This is a genomic window from Streptoverticillium olivoreticuli subsp. olivoreticuli (assembly GCF_003391135.1).
GTDB lineage: Bacteria > Actinomycetota > Actinomycetes > Streptomycetales > Streptomycetaceae > Streptomyces > Streptomyces blastmyceticus.
Genome location: NZ_CP031455.1, coordinates 5,398,746 through 5,418,874, shown reverse-complemented (window position 1 = coordinate 5,418,874; position 20,129 = coordinate 5,398,746). Strand labels below are relative to the sequence as shown.

Here is a 20,129-nt window from a genome sequence, read left to right as displayed (position 1 = left end):
CTTCGCCGTCATCAAGCCTTACGCCCGCAGATAACCACCGTATCCGCACCCAACATGACACGCCCTGAAGGCTCCAGCCCCGCCTCAACGAACCACTGCTCGTACTCCCGCCCCGTATAGACCATGCCCTCGCCCGAGGCGATCGTGTGGAAGTAGGCCGAGAGGTACGCCGCCCGCTCCGGCCCCGTCTCCTCGTCGTTCTGGTGCGGCGTGACGACGAAGACGGCGCCCCCGGGCTCCAGCGCCCGCGACGCCTTCGCCAGCAGCTCCCGGATCCGCTCCGCGGACCAGATCTCCAGGAAGTGCGCGAAGAGGATCGCGTCGCAGCCGGTGGGGAACTCGTCGTTGAAGGCGTCGAGGGGGACGGCCGAGACCCGGTCGGACAGCCCCATCTCCGCGACCTTCTCGTTCGCCGCCGCCGCGACCGACGGCAGGTCGCCGATGGTCACCCGCAGCTCGGGCCAACGCGCGGCCAGCGTGGACGCGTTGATGGCCGTGCCACCGCCGACGTCGAGCAGGTGGCGGTGCGCCGAGAGGTCGAGCTTCCCGGCGATCTCCTCTCCGACGAGCCGGCTGACCGCGCCCATCATGGTGTGGAAGGTGGACTCCAGCTCCGGGTTCCCGGCGAGGCGCCCGTAAAGCGTCGGCGCCGTGCCCGGGATCTCCCGCTGGAGACCGATGTTGGTGTCCGCCTGCAGCGCCTCGGGGAACCACGACATCGCGCGGTAGATGCCCTGCTGCTCCCACGGGATGAAGGAACCCGGCGCCTGGTCCGGGTCAGCGCTGAGCGGCTGGGTGAGCGGGGTGTTGTAGTAACCGCCGTCCTCCTTGCGGATCAGGCCCGTGGCGGTGCAGCCCAGCAGCAGGATGCGCGTCGGCTGCTCCTTCAGGTCCAGCCGTATCGCGATGTCCTTGGCGACGATGCCCGGCTCCTGCTCCAGGATCGTGAAGAGCCCGAACTGAAAGGCAGCGCTCAGGAATTGGAAGTGGTAATGGGCCTTGTAGAAAGGTCGGAGCTGCGCCTCGATGGGCATCTCGGTTCGTGCCATGGTCCAAGCCTCCTGAGACGTTTTTGTGCCGTGCAAAAGTGCCGTGAGAAAAGGTGATGACCAAAAAGGTGCTGACGGAAAAAACTCTTCGGGAACAGCAGTTCAGTGACCGCGGCCGACGGCCGACGACCCGGCCGACTCCTGCTGCTGCTGAGGTGCCGGCTCCGCGGACCGCCGCGCCCAGGCGCTGGTGGTGACCACGGCCAGGACCAGCACCGCGCATCCGCAGCCGGCCATGATTCCCCAGCCCAGATGGCTCGCCGCGGGGAAGCCACTCGCGAACGGCCCCCGGATACGGGCCGTCGACACCGAACCGAGCACGGCGACCCCGAGCGACGCCCCCACCTGCCGCCCGGTCGAGGTGACCGCCGCCGCGACACCCGCCTGCGAGCGCGGCATTCCGGAGACCGCGGAGTAGGTGATGGGCGCGTCGAGCATGCCGAAGCCGATGCCGAAGAGCACATAGGCGACGACGAGGAACCGGATCGGGGTGTCCGCCTCCAGGCGGCACAGCAGCAGGGCGCACAGCGCGATCCCGCCCCCGGCCGCCATCATCGGGACCCGCGGCCCGCGCGCCCCGATGATCCGCCCCGCCAGCGGGCCGAAGACCAGGGTCATCGCCGCCATCGGCAGGGTGAGCAGCCCCGCCCGCAGCGGCGAATAGTGCCGTACGTCCTGGAGGTAGAGGGAGTTGAGGAAAAGGAAGCCGGCCAGCGCGGCGAAGCCGCACACCGCGGAGACGATCGCGCCGGTGAACGGCACGCTCCGGAAGAACCGGAGGTCCAGCAGCGGTTCGGGCCGGCGCCGCTCGTACCACCCCAGGGCGGCGGCCGAGCCGACGGCGACCGTGAAGCAGCCGACGATCAGCGGCGATCCCCAGCCCTTGCCCGGCCCCTCGATGATCCCGAACGTCAGCGCCGCGAGCAGCGCGATCACCAGCAGCTGCCCGACCGGGTCGAGCCTGCGCGGGCGCGGCGCCTTGGACTCCGGGATGAACAGCGCGGTGAGCCCCAGGGCGAGCGCGGCCACGGGCACGTTGATCCAGAAGATCGAGCGCCAGCCGCTCGCGTCGACCAGCGCGCCGCCGACGACCGGTCCGAAGGCCAGGCTCATGCCCGCGACCCCGCCCCAGATACCGATCGCCCTGGCCCGCTCCTTCAGGTCGGTGAAGGTGTTGACGATGATCGACATCGCGACCGGGTTGAGCATCGCCCCGCCGACCGCCTGGAGCATCCGGAAGGCGACCAGCGAACCGGTGTCCGGCGCGAGACTGCACAGCAGCGACGCCAGTCCGAAAAGCAGCAGTCCGGTCTGGAACGTGCGCCGCCTGCCGAACCGGTCGGCCATCGACCCGGACAGCATCAGCAGACTGGCGAGCACCACGGTGTAGGCGTCGACCGTCCACTGGAGGCCCGACGCCGACGCGCGCAGATCGCTCTGGATGGAAGGGAGGGCGAGGTTCACGATCGTGGTGTCGAGCCCGACGATGAACAGGCTCATGCAACAGATCGCGAGGATCAGCCACTTGCGGCCGCTCTGCGTCACGATATGAGCTTCAGTTCAGGGTGTGCGGTGCCGCCCTCGATCGCGGTGGACGACAGGTGCGAGACCACCCGGTCGTCGACCGGGTCGTCCGCCGGGTCGTCATGCACCAGCAGGTGCTCGTACGTCGTCGCACGCTGCGCCGGCACCCGCCCCGCCTTACGGATGAGGTCAATGATCTCCATACGGTTGGAACGGTGCTTCGCACCCGCCGAGGAGACCACGTTCTCCTCCAGCATGATCGAACCCAGATCGTCCGCACCGTAGTGCAACGACATCTGACCGACCTCCTTGCCCGTCGTCAGCCACGACCCCTGGATATGCGCCACGTTGTCCAGGAACAGACGGGCCACCGCAATGATCCGCAAGTACTCGAACAACGTCGCCTGCGTACGGCCCTTCAGATGGTTGTTCTCCGGCTGATACGTGTACGGAATGAACGCACGGAAACCACCCGTACGGTCCTGCACCTCACGGATCATCCGCAAGTGCTCGATCCGCTCCGCGTTCGTCTCACCCGTACCCATCAGCATCGTGGACGTCGACTCCACACCCATCGTGTGAGCCAGCTCCATGATCTCCAGCCACCGCTCACCCGACTCCTTCAACGGAGCGATCGCCGTCCGCGGCCGCGCCGGAAGCAGCTCCGCACCCGCACCCGCGAAGGAGTCCAGGCCCGCGGCATGGATACGGCGGATCGCCTCCTCCGCCGACACACCCGAGATCCGCGCCATGTGGTCCACCTCGGACGCACCCAGGGAGTGGATCACCAGCTGCGGGAACGCCTTCTTGATCGCCGCGAAGTGCTCCTCGTAATACTCCACCCCGTAATCCGGGTGGTGCCCACCCTGGAACATGATCTGCGTGCCGCCCAGCTCGACCGTCTCCGCGCACCGGCGCAAGATGTCGTCCAGACCACGCGTCCACACCTTGTCACTCTTCGGCGGGGCATAGAACGCACAGAACTTGCACGCCGTCACACACGAATTCGTGTAATTGATGTTCCGCTCGATGATGTACGTCGCGATGTGCTCCACACCCGCATACCGCCTACGACGCACGGCATCGGCCGCCGCACCCAGAGCATGCAACGGCGCGGAGCGATACAGATCGAGAGCCTCCTCCGGAGAGATCCGGCCACCGGCAGCGGCACGGTCCAGTACGGCCGTCAGTCCTGGGTGCTGCTCTTCGAACGTCGGCATATCGCTGCCCTTTCCAGAGTTCGTCGGCTTTTCGATCACGCCGGAGCTCACCGGCTCGTCACCGGTCACGTCCGGCTCACTTCTTTTCGGCGGCAGCGGCGTCCAGCAGCCGCACCCGGACGTCCGGCGGGAATCCCTCGTCGCCGCCTCCGGCCCTGCGGGCGAATTCCGTGATGCCGGCCAACTGGCGGTCACCGAGGCCGTAGTCGAGCGCCTCGGTGAAATAGCGCTTCAGCGTCCCCGCGTCGAATTCCTCCCAGCGGGCGGCCCGCTCGCACACCGTGTCCACCTCGGCCAGGGCGAGGTCCCGTGCGGCGAGCAGCGCCCGGTGGACCTCGCGCACGGTCTCCGGCTCCTGCGCCAGGAAGGCGCGCCGGGCCGCGAACACCGCGAAGACGAAGGGCAGTCCGGTCCACTCCCGCCACAGCCGCCCCAGGTCGTACACACGCAGCCCCTGTCGGGGCGCCTCCAGCAGGGACGCCCGCAGCGCGGGGTCACCGATGACCACGGCGGCGGACGCCCGCGACAGCATCGTGTCGAGGTCCGGAGGGCAGACGAAGTAGTCCGGCTTGACGCCGGTCCGCTCCGCCAGCAGCAGTTGGGCCAGCCGCACCGACGTACGGCTCGTGTCGCAGAGCGCGACGCGTTCGCCGTCGAGCTCCTCCAGCGGCACCCGGCTGACGATCAGGCAGGACATCACCGGGCCGTCACTGCCTATGCCGATGCCCGGCAGGGCCACCAACTCGTCGGCGTTCCGGAGGAATTCGACGAGGCTTATCGGGCCCATGTCGAGCTCACCGGAGACGAGCGCGGCATTGAGGCGGTCCGGGGTGTCCGAGGTCAGATCGAGATCGAGCAGACCGCCGGTCCTGGCCAGACCCCAGGAGAGGGGAAGGCAGTTCAGGAACCGGATGTGGCCGACCTTGGGACGGCGGGACGGTATGTGCACCGGGGTTTCCGTGCGGGGCAGGGTCATCTTCCGATTCACGCGTCGGGGCCGTAGACCTCGGTCAGATCGCTCCTGCGGCGCACGTGGATGCAGTCACCGGGGCAGTCCTGCACGGAATCCACCACGTCCTGCAACAACGGCAGAGGAACGGTCACGGCCGCGCCCGGCTCCTGGCGCAGCTCGTCGTCCGCGTCCTTCACATAGGCGAGTCCGTCGATGTCCAACTCGAAGACGTCCGGCGCGTATTGCGCGCAGATTCCGTCTCCGGTGCACAATTCCTGGTCGATCCAGACTTCGAGGTCTTCGTCGTGCGCATGGGTGGGCATAAGGGATCCGCCGATCGTCTTCGTTGGGTACTCGGTCGGGATTCAGACGCGCATGGGCTGGGGCGACTCGCGCAGCGACGCGTCCGGACCCGGATACTCACGGATCACCTCGTACCGCGTGTTCCGCTCCACCGGCCGGAAACCCGCGTCCCGGATCAGATCCAGCAGATCATCACGCGTCAGCTTGTTCGGCGTACCGTAATTGTCCGCATCATGCGTGATCTTGTACTCGACGACCGAACCATCCATGTCATCCGCACCGTGCTGCAACGCCAGCTGAGCCGTCTGCACACCGTGCATCACCCAGAACACCTTCACATGCGGCACATTGTCGAACAGCAGACGCGACACCGCGAACGTCTTCAGCGCCTCCGCACCCGTCGCCATACTCGTCCGCGCCTGGAGACGGTTACGGACCTTGCCGTCCTTCATGTCCACGAAATCGTGCTGATAGCGCAGCGGGATGAAGACCTGGAAACCACCGGTCTCGTCCTGCAGCTCACGCAGCCGCAGCACATGATCCACCCGGTGCCGGGGCTCCTCGATATGCCCGTACAGCATCGTCGACGGAGTCTTCAACCCCTTGGAATGCGCGAGGCGGTGGATGCGCGACCAGTCCTCCCAGTGGGTGTCATGGTCGACGATGTGCTGACGGACCTCCCAGTCGAAGATCTCCGCACCACCACCGGTCAGCGACTCAAGACCCGCATCGATCAGCTCATCCAGGATCTCGGAGGCCGGCATGCCGGAGATCTTCTCGAAGTGCTGGATCTCGGTGGCCGTGAACGCCTTCAGCGACACGCTCGGCAGCGCCTCCTTCAGCGCACGCAGCGAACGCGGGTAGTACCGCCACGGCAGCGTCGGATGCAGACCATTGACGATGTGCAGCTCGGTGAGGTTCTCGTTCTCCATCGCCTTCGCCAGGCGGACGGCCTCCTCGATCCGCATCGTGTAAGCGTCCTTCTCACCCGGCTTCCGCTGGAACGAGCAGTACGCACACGACGCCGTACACACATTCGTCATGTTGAGGTGGCGGTTGACGTTGAAGTGGACGACGTCACCGTTCTTGCGCGTCCGCACCTCATGGGCGAGACCGCCCAGCCACGCCAGGTCGTCGGACTCATAGAGGGCGATACCGTCCTCACGGGTCAACCGCACACCCGCGTGGACCTTCTCCTCCAGCTCACGCTTCAGCCCAGCGTCCATACCCAGCTACCCCCTCCGTGAGTGCCCACAAGGGCACGGTGCTCGCATCCTCCCGGAGGCAGGTCTAGGGAATTCCCCACACCACAGCCGCTTTGCTAGAAGGTGACCATGCCCGAATCGGTACACCGGCGTGCGCTTTGTTCGGTTCCCTTGACGAACTGCGGCAGTACGCGAGGCGGCCAGGTGCCGGCGCCGAACATCCCGAGGGAGTGCGCGCGGGCCACGAGAGCCGCACGGTTGGGCACCTTCAGCTGCCGGAGCATCCGCCCCACGTGGTACTCGACGCCCTGCCTGCTGAGGTAGAGCTGCACCGCGAGCTGAAGATTGGAGGTGCCTTTGGCGATGCCTTCCAGAATGCGCGCGTCCACCGGGGAGAGGAGCGACTTGGCGGGCGGCGGAGCAGGATCATCGGCCGGAAATACGGCAATGAGGTAGGTGGTGGCATCAGGCGGGCAATGGGAACTATGAATGGCGATGCCGGTGATGTCCGCCGAAAAGGGAGTTCGGTCCTGGCGATATCCGACGACCTGCTCGGTGAAGCGGGGATGCCCGCCCGAGGAGAGCCCGGCGAACTGCCGGTCCAGCACCTCCGACGCGCCGGGCTCCAGCAGGTCGTACAGATGGCGGCCGCACAACTCGTCGGCGGTGCCCCCGAATTGGCGCAGGAAGTCGGTGTCGGTGGCCCGTATGGTGAGCGTCGCGTCCAGCCCCGCCATGCATGTGTGGTGCAGATCGACGGGGCGAAAAACCGCGTCGACAGCGGCTTTGAGGTGGGGCGACATGGGGGGCGTTCCTTTCCTTCGCGCGCCACGGGAACACCGAAACACGAAGTGAAAGAACAAGCTCCGTTTTACCGCCCCCGTGATCGCGCCGAATCCATCACCGCACGTCCGATGCTGATCAAATCCACTGTAGCCACCGGCCCCTGCGGCAGGCCCTGCCCGGCGCTGTGATCTGTTCGCCGCGCCCCGCGCCCGGCACAACAAGAAAGCCCAGGTCAGAAAGAATCTGACCTGGGCTTCACCTGAGCCGCCTTCGGGATTCGAACCCGAGACCTACGCATTACGAGTGCGTTGCTCTGGCCAACTGAGCTAAGGCGGCAAGCTGCCGGACACCGGTTCGGCATCAGCAGCGCGCCCAAGTCTACACAGTTTCGAGGGGTGCTCCGTACACAGCGGTCGGGAGAGGGGATCCGCAGGTCAGGAGCACTTCTGGGCGGCGGGCGGCGGGGTGGTCGTGAGGAGGTAGTCGTTGATCGCGGTGTCGATGCAGCGGCTGCCCCGGGTGTAGGCCGTGTGACCGTCGCCGTCGTAGGTGAGGAGGCGGCCCGAGTCGAGCTGGGAGGCGAGGGAGCGGGCCCAGGGGTAGGGGGTCGCGGGGTCGCGGGTGGTGCCGACGACGAGGATGGGGGCGGCCCCCCGGGCCGGGATGCGGTGGGGGCGGCCGGCGGCGGGCAAGGACCAGTAACCGCAGGTCAGAGCCGACCAGGCGAGGCTGGCGCCGAAGACGGGCGACGCCTTGCGAAACTCGGGGAGGGCCTCGCGGACGTCGTCCGGGTCGTGGAAGGCCGGCGGGAGGTCGAGGCAGTTCACGGCGGCGTTGGCGAACATCAGGTTGGTGTACGCGCCCTTGCCGTCCCGCTCGTAATAGGCGTCCGAGAGCCGGAGCAGCTGGGCGCCGTCGCCGCGCTGCGCGGCACCCAGCGCCCTGCGGAGGAGGCCCCAGGCGGCCTCGTCGTACATGGCGGAGATCACACCCGTCGTGGCCAGGCTCTCGGTGAGCCTGCGGGTCTTCCCCGCCTGGATCGGGTGGGCGTCGAGCTGCTTGAAGAGCGCGCTGAGCCGGTCCCCCGCCGCGGCGACGTTCGCGGCGGGGGTGAGGGGACAGTCCTTGCGCTTGAGGCAGTCCTGCACGAAGGCGGTGAAGGCGGTCTGGAAGCCGGCGGTCTGGTCGAGGTTGATCCGCTCCGAGTCCAGGGAGGGGTCCAGGGCGCCGTCGAGCACCATGTGGCCGACGCGGGACGGGAAGAGCCCGGCATAGGTGGCGCCGAGGAAGGTGCCATACGAGGCGCCGACGTACGTCAGCTTCTCGTCGCCCAGGGCCGCGCGCAGGATGTCCATGTCGCGGGCGGCGTCGACGGTCGAGACATGGGCCAGCAGCCTGCCCGTGCGGGCCGCGCAGCTGTCGGCGAACTTCCGGTACGCCCCGACCAGCTCGTCGACCTCGGTGGCGTCGTCGGGCGTCTGGTCGACCTGGGTGTAGGCGTCCATCTCGGCGTTGGTGAGACAGGTGACCGGCTCGCTCGCGGCGACGCCGCGCGGGTCCATGCCGACCATGTCGTACCGGGCACGGACGGCGGCGGGATAGCCGACCCCCGCGTACTGCTGAAGGTAGTTGACCGCCGAGCCGCCGGGGCCGCCCGGGTTGACCATCAGGGAGCCGAGGTGCACGCCGGGGCCGGTCGCCTTCTTGCGGGAGACGGCGAGCCTGATGTCGTCGCCCTCCCGCGGCCGGTCGTAGTCCAGGGGCGCGGTCAGGGAGGCGCACTCGAAGCCGGCGGAGCCGCACGCGTGCCAGGCGAGCTTCTGGGCGTAGTAGTGGCGCAGGGCGGAGGGCAGCGCCTTCGGGAGGGGCGCGAGGGGGGCCGCCAGGCCCGTACGGGACCGGACGGTGTCGATCGCGCCCGCGGCCGGGGAGTACCCCCAGGCGTGGCCGTCGCCCCGGGCCTGGGGTCTCGCCGCCGCGGACGCGCTCGGCGCCGAGTCCTCCAGGGCACAGCCGGAGATCAGCAGTGCCGCGGTCGCGATGACGGCGCCTGAGGTGCGGAGCAGACGGCTCGAATCCATCGGCTGGTCCCTCTGATGGAGTGACGGGGGCATGAAAAACGCGAGCAGCGGGAATGACTGTTGGTTACGACAGATCACGATGCCCGCACGGAGCGTATCCATATGGGTGTGCGGCATGACCGGTTGCCGGGCCACTAGGCCTCGTATGAGTGAGATCGCGTAACTGTCGGCGCCCGCGCGCGTGGGGAACCGGTCCGGGCCGTCTTGGCGGACGGCAGCCCGGCTGCGGGCCGTCCGCCGCCTGCGGCGGGAGCTCCCCCGGCTCACGCTCGAAGGCGCCCAACGGGTTGCGATGCGCACTCACATCAGCCGCATCCAGCCCGTCCGGCGTGAGGACACCGCCGCGCAGCGGTGGTGCGGACGACAACCACCCGCAGAACCGCGGCCGGTGGAGTACAGCCGGCGCTCAGCCCGCCCGCAGGGCCATCGTCATCGCCTCGACCGCGAGGAGTGGTGCCACATTCCGGTCGAGGGCGCGGCGGCACTCGATGATCGCCTCGATGCGGCGCAGGGTCCCCTCCGGCCCGGAGCCCGAGGCGACGCGCTGGAGGGCGTCGCGGACATCGGTGTTGGCGAGCTCCACGCGCGAGCCGAGCTGCATCGCCAGCACGTCGCGGTAGAAACCGGTCAGATCCACGAGGGCGAGGTCGAGGCTGTCGCGCTGGGTGCGGGTGCTGCGGCGCTTCTGCCGGTCCTGGAGCTCCTTCATGGCGCCCGCCGTGCCGCGCGGGAGGCGGCTGCCGGTGCCGGCCGCCGCGCCCAGGGCGGCGCGCAGCTCCTCGGTCTCCTTGGTGTCGACCTCCTCGGCGACCTGCTTGGCGTCCTCGGAGGCGGCGTCGATCAGCTCCTGCGCGGCCTTCAGGCAGCCGCCGACGTCGTCGACGCGGAGCGGGAGCCTGAGGACGGCCGTGCGGCGGGCGCGGGTGCGCTCGTCGGTGGCGAGGCGGCGGGCGCGGCCGATGTGGCCCTGCGTGGCCCGCGCCGACTGCCCGGCGATCTCGGGCTCGATGCCGTCACGGCGGACGAGGAGGTCCGCGACCGCGGCCACGGGCGGCGTCCGCAGGGTGAGCAGGCGGCAGCGGGACCGGATCGTCGGCAGCACATCCTCCAGGGACGGCGCGCACAGCAGCCACACGGTGCGCGGAGCGGGCTCCTCCACCGCCTTGAGCAGGACGTTGCCCGCGCCCTCGGTCAGCCGGTCGGCGTCCTCCAGGACGATCACCTGCCAGCGGCCGACCGCAGGGGACAGCTGGGCGCGGCGGACGAGGTCACGGGTTTCCTTGACGCCGATCGAGAGCTGGTCCGTGCGCACGATCTCCACGTCCGCGTGCGTGCCCACGAGGCTGGTGTGGCAGCCGTCACAGAATCCGCAGCCGGGGACCCCGCCCACGGAGCGGTCCGGGCTGACGCACTGGAGCGCGGCGGCGAACGCGCGGGCCGCGGTGGCCCGCCCCGAACCGGGCGGACCGGTGAACAGCCAGGCGTGCGTCATCGACCCACCACTCTCGCCCGGGCCCGGCCCGCCGCCCGCGCCGGTGACCAGCGCGTCCGCGTCGCGCGCGGCTGCGGAGAGCTGCTCCGTCACCCGGTCCTGGCCGACCAGGTCGTCCCACACCGCCATGGCTGCCCTCCGAGCTGTTCGTCCTGCGGCTACCCATTGTGGGACACGGCACTGACATGGAACGCCACGGTCCAGCCCGTCCGGTGCTCGAGGACGCGGAGGTCGTGCGAACGGACCCCCGCGCCGTTCAAGCGCGCCGGAGCGTCTCAGTGACCGCCCCGGCGGCGTCCCTTGCGGTCCTCGTCCGCCTGGCGGCGCGCCTTTCCGCGCGGGCCCAGCAGCTCGTCCGCCAGCGTGGGCGCGTCGTCGGAGGCCGGTTCCGCCCAGCCCGGCCGGCGCCGCCGGCTCTCCGGGCCCTCGCCCGCGGCCTGCGGGATCTCACGCGTCCGCTCGCTGTCCGCCCCGTCGTCCTCCGGCCGGAACAGCCACGTCGGCACCCGGTCCGCCGGGTCCTCCGGGCGGTCGGCCCGAGCGGCCGGGCCGGTGCCTTCCGGCCGTACGGGCGGCAGCACCGCGGTCTCGTCCTCCGCGCCGGGCGAGGCGGGGGCCTCCGCCGCGGAAGCGGAAGCGGAAGCGGGCTTCGCCGCGGGGCGGGCGCCCGGCTGCGGAAGGACCGCCGTCTCCTCGGACTCCGAGCCGCCGGTGGCCTTCTCCGGTTCCATCCCCCAAGTGACGCGCTGCGGCGGCTCCGGGCGGACGGCCGGCGCCGCGGGCCGTACGGGCGGCAGCACCGCCGTCTCGTCGACGGCGCCTTCGGGTTCCGTACGGGGCTCGGCGCCCGGCTCGGCCTGCGGCTCGACGCGCGGCCGCTCGACCGTCGGGGTCAGGTCGGGGTCGGCGATCCGCGGATCCGGCCTGCCGAGGACCGGCCTGCGCACCGTTTGCGTCCGGTCGGAGTCACCGGAACCGGCCGCCCCGCGCTCGGGCGGAGCCGACGCCTCCACAATCTGCGTCTCATCGGAATCGGCGGAACCGTCAGCGGCATCCGGCTGGTCACCCTTACGGAGCGACGGCCGCTCGACCGTCGGCGCCTCGGAAGCCGAAGCGGACACCGAAGCAGACGCCGCTGCGGCCGCGGCCGCCGCCTCCGCCTCGATGCGCGCCCGCTCGGCCCTCAGCAGCGCCTCTTCCGCCTTGCGCTGCTTCTCCAGGCGCCGTTCCTCCGCCTCCGCGCGCAGCCGGGCCTCTTCCTCGGCCTGCTTGCGGAGCCGTTCCTGCTCGGCGGCGCGCGTGCGCTCCTCCGCCTCGCGGCGCAGGCGCTCCTGCTCCGCGGCGAGGCGCGCTTCCTCGGCCCGCTTCCGGGCCTCCTCGGCGGCCCGCGCCTCTTCCCGCAGCCGCGCTTCCTCCTGCTCGCGCCGCTTGCGCTCTTCCTCCTCCGCCCGCAGCTTGGCGAGCTGCGCCTGGCGCTCGCGCTCCAGGCGCTCCTCCTCCGCCTTGCGCGCGGCCTCTTCCTCGGCCTTGCGCCGGGCCTCCTCCTCGGCCGCCCTGCGCGCCTGCTCCCGGGTCTCGATCTCGTGGGCGGAGAGCGGCAGGACCTCGTCGAGCCGGTGCCGCACGACCGTGGAGACGGCCTCCGGCTCCTGCCCGGCGTCCACGACGAGGTACCGCGCCGGGTCGGCGGCGGCGAGGGTCAGGAACCCGGTCCGTACGCGCTGGTGGAACTCCGCCGGCTCGGACTCCAGCCGGTCCGGCGCCTCCGTGAAACGCTCGCGGGCGGTCTCGGGCGAGACGTCGAGCAGCACCGTCAGGTGCGGGACGAGTCCGTCCGTGGCCCAGCGCGAGATGCGGGCGATCTCCGTCGGCGAGAGGTCGCGCCCGGCTCCCTGGTAGGCGACGGACGAGTCGATGTAGCGGTCGGTGATGACGACCGCGCCGCGCTCCAGCGCGGGCCGTACGACGGAGGCGACGTGCTCCGCGCGGTCGGCGGCGTAGAGCAGGGCCTCGGCCCGGTCGGACAGTCCGGCGGAACCCACGTCGAGCAGGATCGCGCGCAGGCGCTTGCCGATGGCCGTCGCGCCGGGCTCCCGGGTGACGACGACCTCGTGGCCCTTGGCCCGGATCCAGTCGGCGACGGCCTGCACCTGGGTCGACTTGCCGGCCCCGTCGCCGCCCTCGAAGGCGATGAAGAAGCCGGTCCCCGACGGCGCCTGCGCGGGGTCGCCGCCGCGCAGGACGTCCATCAGGTCGCGGCGGAACGGTACGCCGTGCCGGTCGTCCGTCTTGCCGAGGACGACGGCGCCGACGGGCAGCAGCAGCGCGCCGATGAGCATCAGCGTGAACGCCGCCCCGCCGTGCGCGAAGACGAAGCTGCCGCTCTCCAGCCGGTGCGGCCCGATGGCGGCGGCGAGCAGCGGCGCGATCACCGCGCCGAGCGCCGCGGTGACGCGGACGACGGCGTGCAGGTGGTCGGTCGTACGGGCCCGCCGGGCCTCCTCGGTCTCCTGGTCGAGCAGGGCGTGCCCGGTGTTGGCGACGATGCCCGCGCAGACGCCCGCGAGCAGGATCAGCAGGAGAACCGTGGTCGGGTCCGGCACCAGGCCCGCGACCAGCAGCGCGAGACCGGTCAGGGTGAGGGCCAGGGCGAGCAGGCGGCGGCGCGAGAAGCCCGGCAGGACCTTCCGCGCGGTGCGGATGCCGATGACGGGGCCACCGCTCAGCGCGAGCACCAGCAGCCCGAAGGCCACCGGCCCGCCGCCCAGGTCGACGGCCTGGAGCGTGGCCACGCCGACGGCCGCGGCGATCGCGCCCGTGACGGCGGCACAGGCGAGGACGAGCACCGGGATCGCGCCCGTGCGTCCGGTGTCGGGGCCCTGCGGCGTCCGGGGGCGGCGCAGTCCCTCAAGAGGGGAGCGCACGCGCGGCGACTGCACGCCGGGAAGTTCGAGGAGGTAGAGGATCGTCGCCGACCCGGCGAACAGGGCGGCCGCGAGGAAGGACCCCAGCGCCGCCTGGTGCGCGTGGAACCACGCGATCCCGGAGCCGAGCAGATTGCTGATCAGGGTGATGACGACGAGCGCGGCCGCGGCTATGGGCAGGGCGACGAAGTTCGTACGCAGCGAGAGGCGGCGCAGCGCGTCGTAGTGGTCGGGCAGCGGGCGTACGGCCGCGCCCTCGGTGGGAGGTCTGGGCAGCAGCGCGGGGGCCGCGCCGTCCTTGGCCACGGTCCAGAACCGCTCGGCGACGCCCATGACGAAGGCCGATACGAGCAGCAGCGCGAGCGCCCTGGTGCCGGTCCAGCCGATCCACAGCGGCGCCACCACCAGCAGCGCCAGCCGCACGCCGTCGGCGGCGAGCATCGTCCAGCGGCGGTCCAGCGGACCGTTCGGCGCGATCAGCGAGGAGACCGGGCCGAGCAGGACGGCGCCGAAGAGCAGGGTCGCGAGCAGCCGCGCGCCGAGGACCGCGGCGATCGCGAGGGCGGCACCGCGGTAGCCGCCTCCGAAAGAGCCCGCCGCGACCGCCGCCTGGAGCGACAGCAGCAGGAGCACCAGGAGGGCGAGGGAGTCCCCGATCCCGCCGACGAACTGGGCGCTCCACAGCCGCCGGAGCGGCGGAATGCGCAGCAGGGCCCGTACGGCACGCTCGCGGGAGTCCGCGGCCAGTGCCCCGGATGTGGGGGTTTCCACTGTTGGCTGCTCGGCTCGCGTCATCCTGCCAGCCTATCCGCCTGCGGCGGGGCGCCGCGTCTCCATGGAACGCCCGTCCGAACGGTGCGGCTTTGTCGCCGCCTGCGGCGGAGCGGCCTGCGGCCGCGTCCTCAATCGCCGGACGGACTGAATTCAGCCCGTGGGGGCACCTCTGGGGGCACCCCCGGACGGAGTCTGGGGGAGGTAGCTGGGGGAGATTGAGGACAGCGCGCGAAGCGTGCTTCGGGGTCCGGGGCGAAGCCCCCACGCGGCGGAGCCGCAAATCGACACAGCCGGGAAGGGGCGGGGTGGGGAACAAACCCCGCCCGGCCCCCTACTCCGCCGCAGCCTTCGACGCCGCTGTCTTCTTCGCAGCCGTCTTCTTCGCCGTGGTCTTCTTGGCGGCAGCCGTCGTCTTCTTCGCGACGGTCTTCTTCGCCGTCGTCTTCTTCGCCGCGGCCGCCGTCTTCTTCGCCGGCGCCTTCTTGGCCGTCTTCTTCGCCGGCCCCTTCGCCCGCTTCTCCGCGAGCAGCTCGTAGCCCCGCTCCGGCGTGATCGTCTCGACGTCGTCGTCGCGGCGCAGCGTCGCGTTGGTCTCGCCGTCGGTCACGTACGGGCCGAACCGGCCGTCCTTGACCACGACCGGGCGCTCGCTGACCGGGTCCGTGCCGAGCTCCTTCAGCGGCGGCTTGGCCGCGGCGCGGCCGCGCTGCTTGGGCTGGGCGTAGATCGCGAGGGCCTCGTCGAGCGTGATCGTGAAGAGCTGGTCCTCGGTCTCCAGGGAGCGCGAGTCGGTGCCCTTCTTCAGATACGGGCCGTACCGGCCGTTCTGCGCGGTGATCTCCACGCCCTCGGCGTCCTTGCCGACGACGCGCGGCAGCGACATCAGCTTGAGCGCGTCCTCAAGGGTGACCGTGTCGAGCGACATGGACTTGAAGAGCGAGGCGGTCCGCGGCTTCACGGCGTTCTTGCCGGTCTTCGGCGTGCCCTCGGGCAGGACCTCGGTGACGTACGGGCCGTATCGGCCGTCACGGGCGATGATCTGGTTGCCGCTGACCGGGTCAGGGCCGAGCTCGAAGTCGCCGCTCGGCTTGGCGAGCAGCTCCTCGGCGTACTCGACGGTCAGCTCGTCGGGCGCCAGGTCGTCCGGCACGTCGGCGCGCTGGTGGCCCTCGGAGTCCTTCTCGCCGCGCTCCACGTACGGGCCGTAGCGGCCGACGCGCAGCACGATGCCCTCGCCGACCGGGAACGAGGAGACCTCGCGGGCGTCGATCGCGCCGAGGTCGGTGACGAGCTCCTTGAGCCCGCCGAGGTGGTCGCCGTCGCCGTTGCCGGCGTCGGCCGCCGACCCGGCCTGCGTGCCCTCCTCGGAGCCGAAGTAGAAGCGGCGCAGCCACGGCACGGCCTGGGCCTCGCCGCGCGCGATGCGGTCGAGGTCCTCCTCCATCGAGGCGGTGAAGTCGTAGTCGACGAGCCGCCCGAAGTGCTTCTCCAGGAGGTTCACGACGGCGAAGGACAGGAAGGACGGCACCAGGGCCGTGCCCTTCTTGAAGACGTAGCCGCGGTCGAGGATGGTGCCGATGATCGACGCGTACGTCGACGGGCGGCCGATCTCCCGCTCCTCCAGCTCCTTGACCAGCGAGGCCTCGGTGTAGCGCGCCGGGGGCTTGGTCGCGTGGCCGTCGGCGGCGATCTCCTCGGCGGTCAGCGGGTCGCCCTCGGTGACCTGCGGCAGGCGGCGCTCGCGGTCGTCGAGCTCGGCGTTCGGGTCGTCGGCACCCTCGACGTAGGCCTTCATGAAGCCGTGGAAGGTGATCGTCTTGCCGGACGCGCTGAACTCGGCGTCACGGCCGTCGCCCGCCCGGCCGCCGATCTTGACGGTGACGGAGTTGCCCGTCGCGTCCTTCATCTGGGAGGCGACGGTCCGCTTCCAGATCAGCTCGTAGAGCCGGAACTGGTCGCCGGTCAGGCCGGTCTCGGCGGGCGTGCGGAAACGATCACCCGAAGGCCGGATCGCCTCGTGCGCCTCCTGCGCGTTCTTGACCTTGCCCGCGTAGGTGCGCGGCTTCTCCGGCAGGTAGTCGGCGCCGTAGAGCTGGGTGACCTGCGCCCGGGCCGCGGAGATCGCGGTGTCGGAGAGCGTGGTGGAGTCCGTACGCATATAGGTGATGAAGCCGTTTTCGTACAGCTTCTGTGCCACCTGCATCGTGGCCTTCGCGCCGAAGCCGAGCTTGCGCGAGGCCTCCTGCTGGAGCGTGGTCGTACGGAACGGGGCGTACGGCGAGCGGCGGTACGGCTTGGACTCGACGGACCGCACCGAGAACGCCGAGTCGGCGAGGGCCGCGGCCAGCGCGCGGGCGCCCGCCTCGTCCAGGTGCAGGACCGGCGAGCCGTCCTTCAGCCGGCCGGTCGAGCCGAAGTCACGGCCCTGCGCGACGCGGCGGCCGTCGACGGCGGTCAGCCGCGCGGAGATGTTGCCCGGGTCGCTCGCGTCGCCGCCGCGCCCCGTGGCGAAGGTGCCGGTGAGGTCCCAGTACTCGGCGGAGCGGAAGGCGATGCGCTCGCGCTCCCGCTCGACGACGAGACGGGTGGCGACGGACTGCACGCGGCCGGCCGAGAGCCGCGGCATGACCTTCTTCCAGAGGACCGGCGAGACCTCGTAGCCGTAGAGGCGGTCGAGGATGCGGCGGGTCTCCTGGGCGTCGACGAGCTTCTTGTTCAGCTCGCGCGGGTTGGCGACGGCCTCGCGGATCGCGTCCTTGGTGATCTCGTGGAAGACCATCCGGCGGACCGGGACCTTGGGCTTGAGGACTTCCTGGAGGTGCCAGGCGATGGCCTCGCCCTCGCGGTCCTCATCGGTGGCGAGGAAGAGTTCGTCGGACTCGGCCAGCAGCTCCTTGAGCTTCTTGACCTGGTCCTTCTTGTCGTGGTTGACGACATAGATGGGCTGGAAGTCGGCGTCGACGTTCACGCCGAGCCGGGCCCACGGCTCGCCCTTGTACTTGGCCGGGACCTCGGCGGCCCCGTTCGGCAGGTCACGGATGTGCCCGACGCTCGCCTCGACGACGTATCCGGGGCCGAGGTAGCCCTTGATCGTCTTCGCCTTGGCAGGCGACTCGACGATGACGAGTCGGCGGCCGCCCTGTGCGGTCTCGCTGGTCGGGGACAACTTCGCTCTTCTTCCGGTCGGCACTCGGTGTAGGCGCTGCGGTGACGCTGCGGAGTGTGACGGTACATCCCGCCCCCGTGTCAAACGGAAAAAGCCCGCAACGCCACTCGAACGGTAACCCGACAAGCGTCCTGTCTGCCGCCCGGACCGGCACACCACCGGAGTGAACCGGCGGCCGGACCCCGCCCGGGGCGTCCCCGGGCGGCCTCACGGCCACCGGAAGCGGGGGCCCAGGGGCATCCAGAACGGCCCATGACACGGAACCGCACGAGGAACCGCAGGTGACAGGCCCGCCACCTGCGGTCCCAGAAGACGATGCCCAGTCGGGCCTGACGTGAACCCGACCCTTCCGGACGACTTATCGACCTTCCACCGGGAGCAGAAAACCCTGCTCCACGAGGAGCCGGATCGCCTCCGGCGTACGGTCGCGGAGCTGCACCGCCTCCTCCCCGACGAGCTGCGCGATCGCGTCCAGAATCCGTCCCGCGCTGAGAGAGCCGTCACACACTCCGGCGAAGCCCGCGCCCACCGTGTCGACCTTGGTCGCCCGCCGCATTCCGCGGTTCTGGCGGAGCACGACGTGCTCCGGGTCCTCCGCGCCGGGCGCCCCGACCTGCTCCTGGACGACCTCGTCGGCCAGCCGGAAACGGGTGGCGAGCAGCGCCGCGTCGTCATGCGAACGCAGGAAGTCCTGTCGCTCGAAATGGGCCCGAACGGATGCGCCGAGCGGCTGCTCGACCGGGTGCGGCCACTCCTCCGTCAGCACGGAAGGCCGCTCGGAGCCCGATTTGCGCAGCGTGATCCAGCCAAATCCGACGCCCTTGGTCCTGCGGGCCGCGAACTCGTCCAGCCACGCGTCGTAGCGGGCCGCGTACGCCTCGGGGGCGGAGCGGTGGTCGCCGCCGTCGCGCAGCCACAGCTCCGCGTACTGCGCGACGTCCTGCACCTCGCGCTGGACGATCCACGCGTCGCAGCCGCGCGGCACCCAGGACGACAGCCTCTCGCGCCAGTCCTCGCCCTCGACGTGCTGCCAGTTGGCCAGCAACTGGCAGTAACCGCCGTCGTTGAGCCGCTCCCCCGCCTGCTGGACGAGCGTGCGGCAGAGGTCGTCGCCGCCCATCCCGCCGTCGCGGTAGGTGAGCCGGGCGCCCGGGGAGATGACGAACGGCGGGTTGGAGACGATCAGGTCGTACGTGTCGTGGGCGACCGGCTCGAAGAGCGAGCCCTCGCGCAGGTCGGCCTCGGGCGCGCCGGACAGGGCCAGGGTGAGCCGGGCGAAGTGCAGCGCCCGCGGGTTGAGGTCGGTCGCGGTGACCTTGGTGGCGTGCTGGGCGGCGTGCAGCGCCTGGATGCCGGAGCCGGTGCCGAGGTCCAGGGCGCTCGCCACGGGTGTGCGCACGGTGATCCCGGCGAGCGTGGTGGAGGCCCCGCCGACCCCGAGGACGAGCTCCGAGCGGTCCACCCCGGCCGGGCCCGCGGTGCCCCCGATCCCGCCGGCGCCGCCGACGGCGCAGCCCAGGTCGGAGACGATCCACCAGTCCTGCCCCTCGGGGCCGCTGTACGGGCGCACGTCGACGGTCGCCCGCACCTCGTCGCCGTCGCGCACCAGCCAGCCGTCGGCGAGGCAGTCGTCCACGGGCAGCGCGGCGGCGGCCCGGCCGTACGCGGCGGGCCGCTGCAGCAGGAACAGCCGGACCAGCGTCTCCAGCGGCCCGTCACCCCGCGTGGCGCGCAGCGCGGGAACGGTCTCGCTGCGCGCGAGGGCGGCATAGGCGGGCGCGCCCAGCAGGTCGAGAAGGCCGTCGGCGGTGAACGCCGCGGCAAGCAGGGCGCCACGCAGCCGGTCGGTGCGCGCGCGGTCGGCGAAGGGAAGGAGCGTACTCACGCCTCCATTGTCGGGTGCGCCACGGACACTCAGCGCGCGAAGCGTGGTCCGGGGGCCCGGGGGCCCGCCCCGGGCCGGCCCCGTACCCCCGCTACTTCTTCTGGCACCCGGGCTGCTTCGCCATCGCCTTCCCCACGTCCCCCGACTGAAGCTTCTTCAGCGCGTCATCACTCTGGCTGCTGAGCTTCCCGATGTCCCCGCCGATCCCCTTGAGCCCCTCGGCGAACTTCGCCTTGTCCCCCGTGTCCAGCCCGTCGATCCGCTTCTTCAGCCCGGCGTAGGCCCCGGAGAGGTCGTTGAGCGCCTTGACGGCGTTCTTCTGGCTGGTCTCGCCGTCCTTCACCGGCGGCGCCCCCGCGTTCTCCACGCCACTGGCCAGCGACCTGTACGCGTCTGCGTTGGCCTGGAAGGCCGCGGAGTCGGTCTGCTGGACCTTCTTGGAGTCCTCTTCGGTCTGGACGCCCGCGATCGAGTGGTTGGCGTCCTGGATCTTCTTGACCTGAGGCTGCATCTGGTCGCAGACCTTCTTGGCCCAGTCGTCGAGCTTCTTGTTCCCGCCGTCGCCGCCGCCGCAGCCCGTCAGCGCCAGGACGAGTGCCGCACCGCCGGACAGTGCAGCCACAAGCTTCTTGTTCACCGGATTGGTCCCTTCGATGGCTCCCGGCCCCGGAACTTACACGTCCAGGCCGTGCCACCTCCGGGCCGAGCGCCCCTTACGCCCCCTTTTGAAGCCATTTGCACCAAGAACGCCGTGGCGTTCGCCGCACC

Annotated in this window: 13 protein-coding genes and 1 tRNA gene; all 14 read right to left on the bottom strand. The window is 70.9% G+C overall.

Annotation, left to right across the window (positions count from 1 at the left end; all coding sequences use genetic code 11):
• Positions 1 to 11: 11 nt before the first annotated feature.
• The 14 genes from DXZ73_RS23845 to DXZ73_RS23780 all read right to left on the bottom strand — a co-directional run bounded on the left by DXZ73_RS23845 (position 12) and on the right by DXZ73_RS23780 (position 19,998).
• On the bottom strand, positions 12 to 1,049 hold the full coding sequence (locus tag DXZ73_RS23845) for a methyltransferase (RefSeq protein ID WP_116213103.1): 1,038 nt from the start codon (positions 1,047 to 1,049) through the stop codon (positions 12 to 14).
• Between the two features lie 102 nt (positions 1,050 to 1,151).
• On the bottom strand, positions 1,152 to 2,549 hold the full coding sequence (locus DXZ73_RS23840) for an MFS transporter (protein WP_116215805.1): 1,398 nt from the start codon (positions 2,547 to 2,549) through the stop codon (positions 1,152 to 1,154).
• 41 nt (positions 2,550 to 2,590) lie between these two features.
• Positions 2,591 to 3,793, bottom strand: coding sequence for a cyclic dehypoxanthinyl futalosine synthase (mqnC, locus tag DXZ73_RS23835; RefSeq protein ID WP_116215804.1), 1,203 nt, complete (start codon positions 3,791 to 3,793; stop codon positions 2,591 to 2,593).
• Between the two features lie 76 nt (positions 3,794 to 3,869).
• Positions 3,870 to 4,769 carry a menaquinone biosynthetic enzyme MqnA/MqnD family protein gene (locus DXZ73_RS23830; protein ID WP_116215803.1) on the bottom strand — a complete coding sequence of 300 codons (900 nt, stop codon included), beginning with the start codon at positions 4,767 to 4,769 and terminating at the stop codon, positions 3,870 to 3,872.
• Positions 4,770 to 4,777: 8 nt separating this feature from the next.
• Positions 4,778 to 5,068 (bottom strand): ferredoxin, encoded by a 291-nt coding sequence (locus tag DXZ73_RS23825; RefSeq protein WP_116213102.1) that lies wholly within the window; start codon positions 5,066 to 5,068, stop codon positions 4,778 to 4,780.
• Positions 5,069 to 5,110: 42 nt separating this feature from the next.
• The gene (mqnE, locus tag DXZ73_RS23820) at positions 5,111 to 6,274 is read right to left on the bottom strand and encodes an aminofutalosine synthase MqnE (protein WP_116213101.1); all 1,164 of its coding nucleotides are present in this window, start codon (positions 6,272 to 6,274) and stop codon (positions 5,111 to 5,113) included.
• Positions 6,275 to 6,369: 95 nt separating this feature from the next.
• Positions 6,370 to 7,056, bottom strand: coding sequence for a LuxR C-terminal-related transcriptional regulator (locus DXZ73_RS23815; protein ID WP_240351465.1), 687 nt, complete (start codon positions 7,054 to 7,056; stop codon positions 6,370 to 6,372).
• Between the two features lie 245 nt (positions 7,057 to 7,301).
• A tRNA-Thr gene (locus DXZ73_RS23810) sits at positions 7,302 to 7,375 on the bottom strand.
• Between the two features lie 98 nt (positions 7,376 to 7,473).
• Positions 7,474 to 9,120 (bottom strand): alpha/beta hydrolase, encoded by a 1,647-nt coding sequence (locus tag DXZ73_RS23805; RefSeq protein WP_116213100.1) that lies wholly within the window; start codon positions 9,118 to 9,120, stop codon positions 7,474 to 7,476.
• A gap of 406 nt (positions 9,121 to 9,526) precedes the next feature.
• Positions 9,527 to 10,741, bottom strand: coding sequence for a DNA polymerase III subunit delta' (locus tag DXZ73_RS23800; RefSeq protein ID WP_116213099.1), 1,215 nt, complete (start codon positions 10,739 to 10,741; stop codon positions 9,527 to 9,529).
• Positions 10,742 to 10,887: 146 nt separating this feature from the next.
• Positions 10,888 to 14,331, bottom strand: a complete 3,444-nt coding sequence (gene tmk, locus DXZ73_RS23795; protein WP_116213098.1) for a dTMP kinase — start codon at positions 14,329 to 14,331, stop codon at positions 10,888 to 10,890.
• A 310-nt stretch (positions 14,332 to 14,641) separates the two neighbouring features.
• On the bottom strand, positions 14,642 to 17,476 hold the full coding sequence (gene topA, locus DXZ73_RS23790) for a type I DNA topoisomerase (protein WP_116213097.1): 2,835 nt from the start codon (positions 17,474 to 17,476) through the stop codon (positions 14,642 to 14,644).
• 358 nt (positions 17,477 to 17,834) lie between these two features.
• Positions 17,835 to 19,361 carry a DUF7059 domain-containing protein gene (locus tag DXZ73_RS23785; protein ID WP_116213096.1) on the bottom strand — a complete coding sequence of 509 codons (1,527 nt, stop codon included), beginning with the start codon at positions 19,359 to 19,361 and terminating at the stop codon, positions 17,835 to 17,837.
• A gap of 91 nt (positions 19,362 to 19,452) precedes the next feature.
• Positions 19,453 to 19,998, bottom strand: a complete 546-nt coding sequence (locus DXZ73_RS23780; RefSeq protein ID WP_116213095.1) for a small secreted protein — start codon at positions 19,996 to 19,998, stop codon at positions 19,453 to 19,455.
• Positions 19,999 to 20,129: the final 131 nt, after the last annotated feature.

What these genes read in the sequence shown, in the direction of transcription:
- DXZ73_RS23845 (WP_116213103.1), bottom strand. Translation starts at nt 1,049, where the DNA reads ATGGCACGAACCGAGATGCCCATCGAGGCGCAGCTCCGACCTTTCTAC.
- DXZ73_RS23840 (WP_116215805.1), bottom strand. Translation starts at nt 2,549, where the DNA reads ATGAGCCTGTTCATCGTCGGGCTCGACACCACGATCGTGAACCTCGCC.
- mqnC (WP_116215804.1), bottom strand. Translation starts at nt 3,793, where the DNA reads ATGCCGACGTTCGAAGAGCAGCACCCAGGACTGACGGCCGTACTGGAC.
- DXZ73_RS23830 (WP_116215803.1), bottom strand. Translation starts at nt 4,769, where the DNA reads ATGACCCTGCCCCGCACGGAAACCCCGGTGCACATACCGTCCCGCCGT.
- DXZ73_RS23825 (WP_116213102.1), bottom strand. Translation starts at nt 5,068, where the DNA reads ATGCCCACCCATGCGCACGACGAAGACCTCGAAGTCTGGATCGACCAG.
- mqnE (WP_116213101.1), bottom strand. Translation starts at nt 6,274, where the DNA reads ATGGACGCTGGGCTGAAGCGTGAGCTGGAGGAGAAGGTCCACGCGGGT.
- DXZ73_RS23815 (WP_240351465.1), bottom strand. Translation starts at nt 7,056, where the DNA reads ATGTCGCCCCACCTCAAAGCCGCTGTCGACGCGGTTTTTCGCCCCGTC.
- DXZ73_RS23805 (WP_116213100.1), bottom strand. Translation starts at nt 9,120, where the DNA reads ATGGATTCGAGCCGTCTGCTCCGCACCTCAGGCGCCGTCATCGCGACC.
- DXZ73_RS23800 (WP_116213099.1), bottom strand. Translation starts at nt 10,741, where the DNA reads ATGGCGGTGTGGGACGACCTGGTCGGCCAGGACCGGGTGACGGAGCAG.
- tmk (WP_116213098.1), bottom strand. Translation starts at nt 14,331, where the DNA reads ATGACGCGAGCCGAGCAGCCAACAGTGGAAACCCCCACATCCGGGGCA.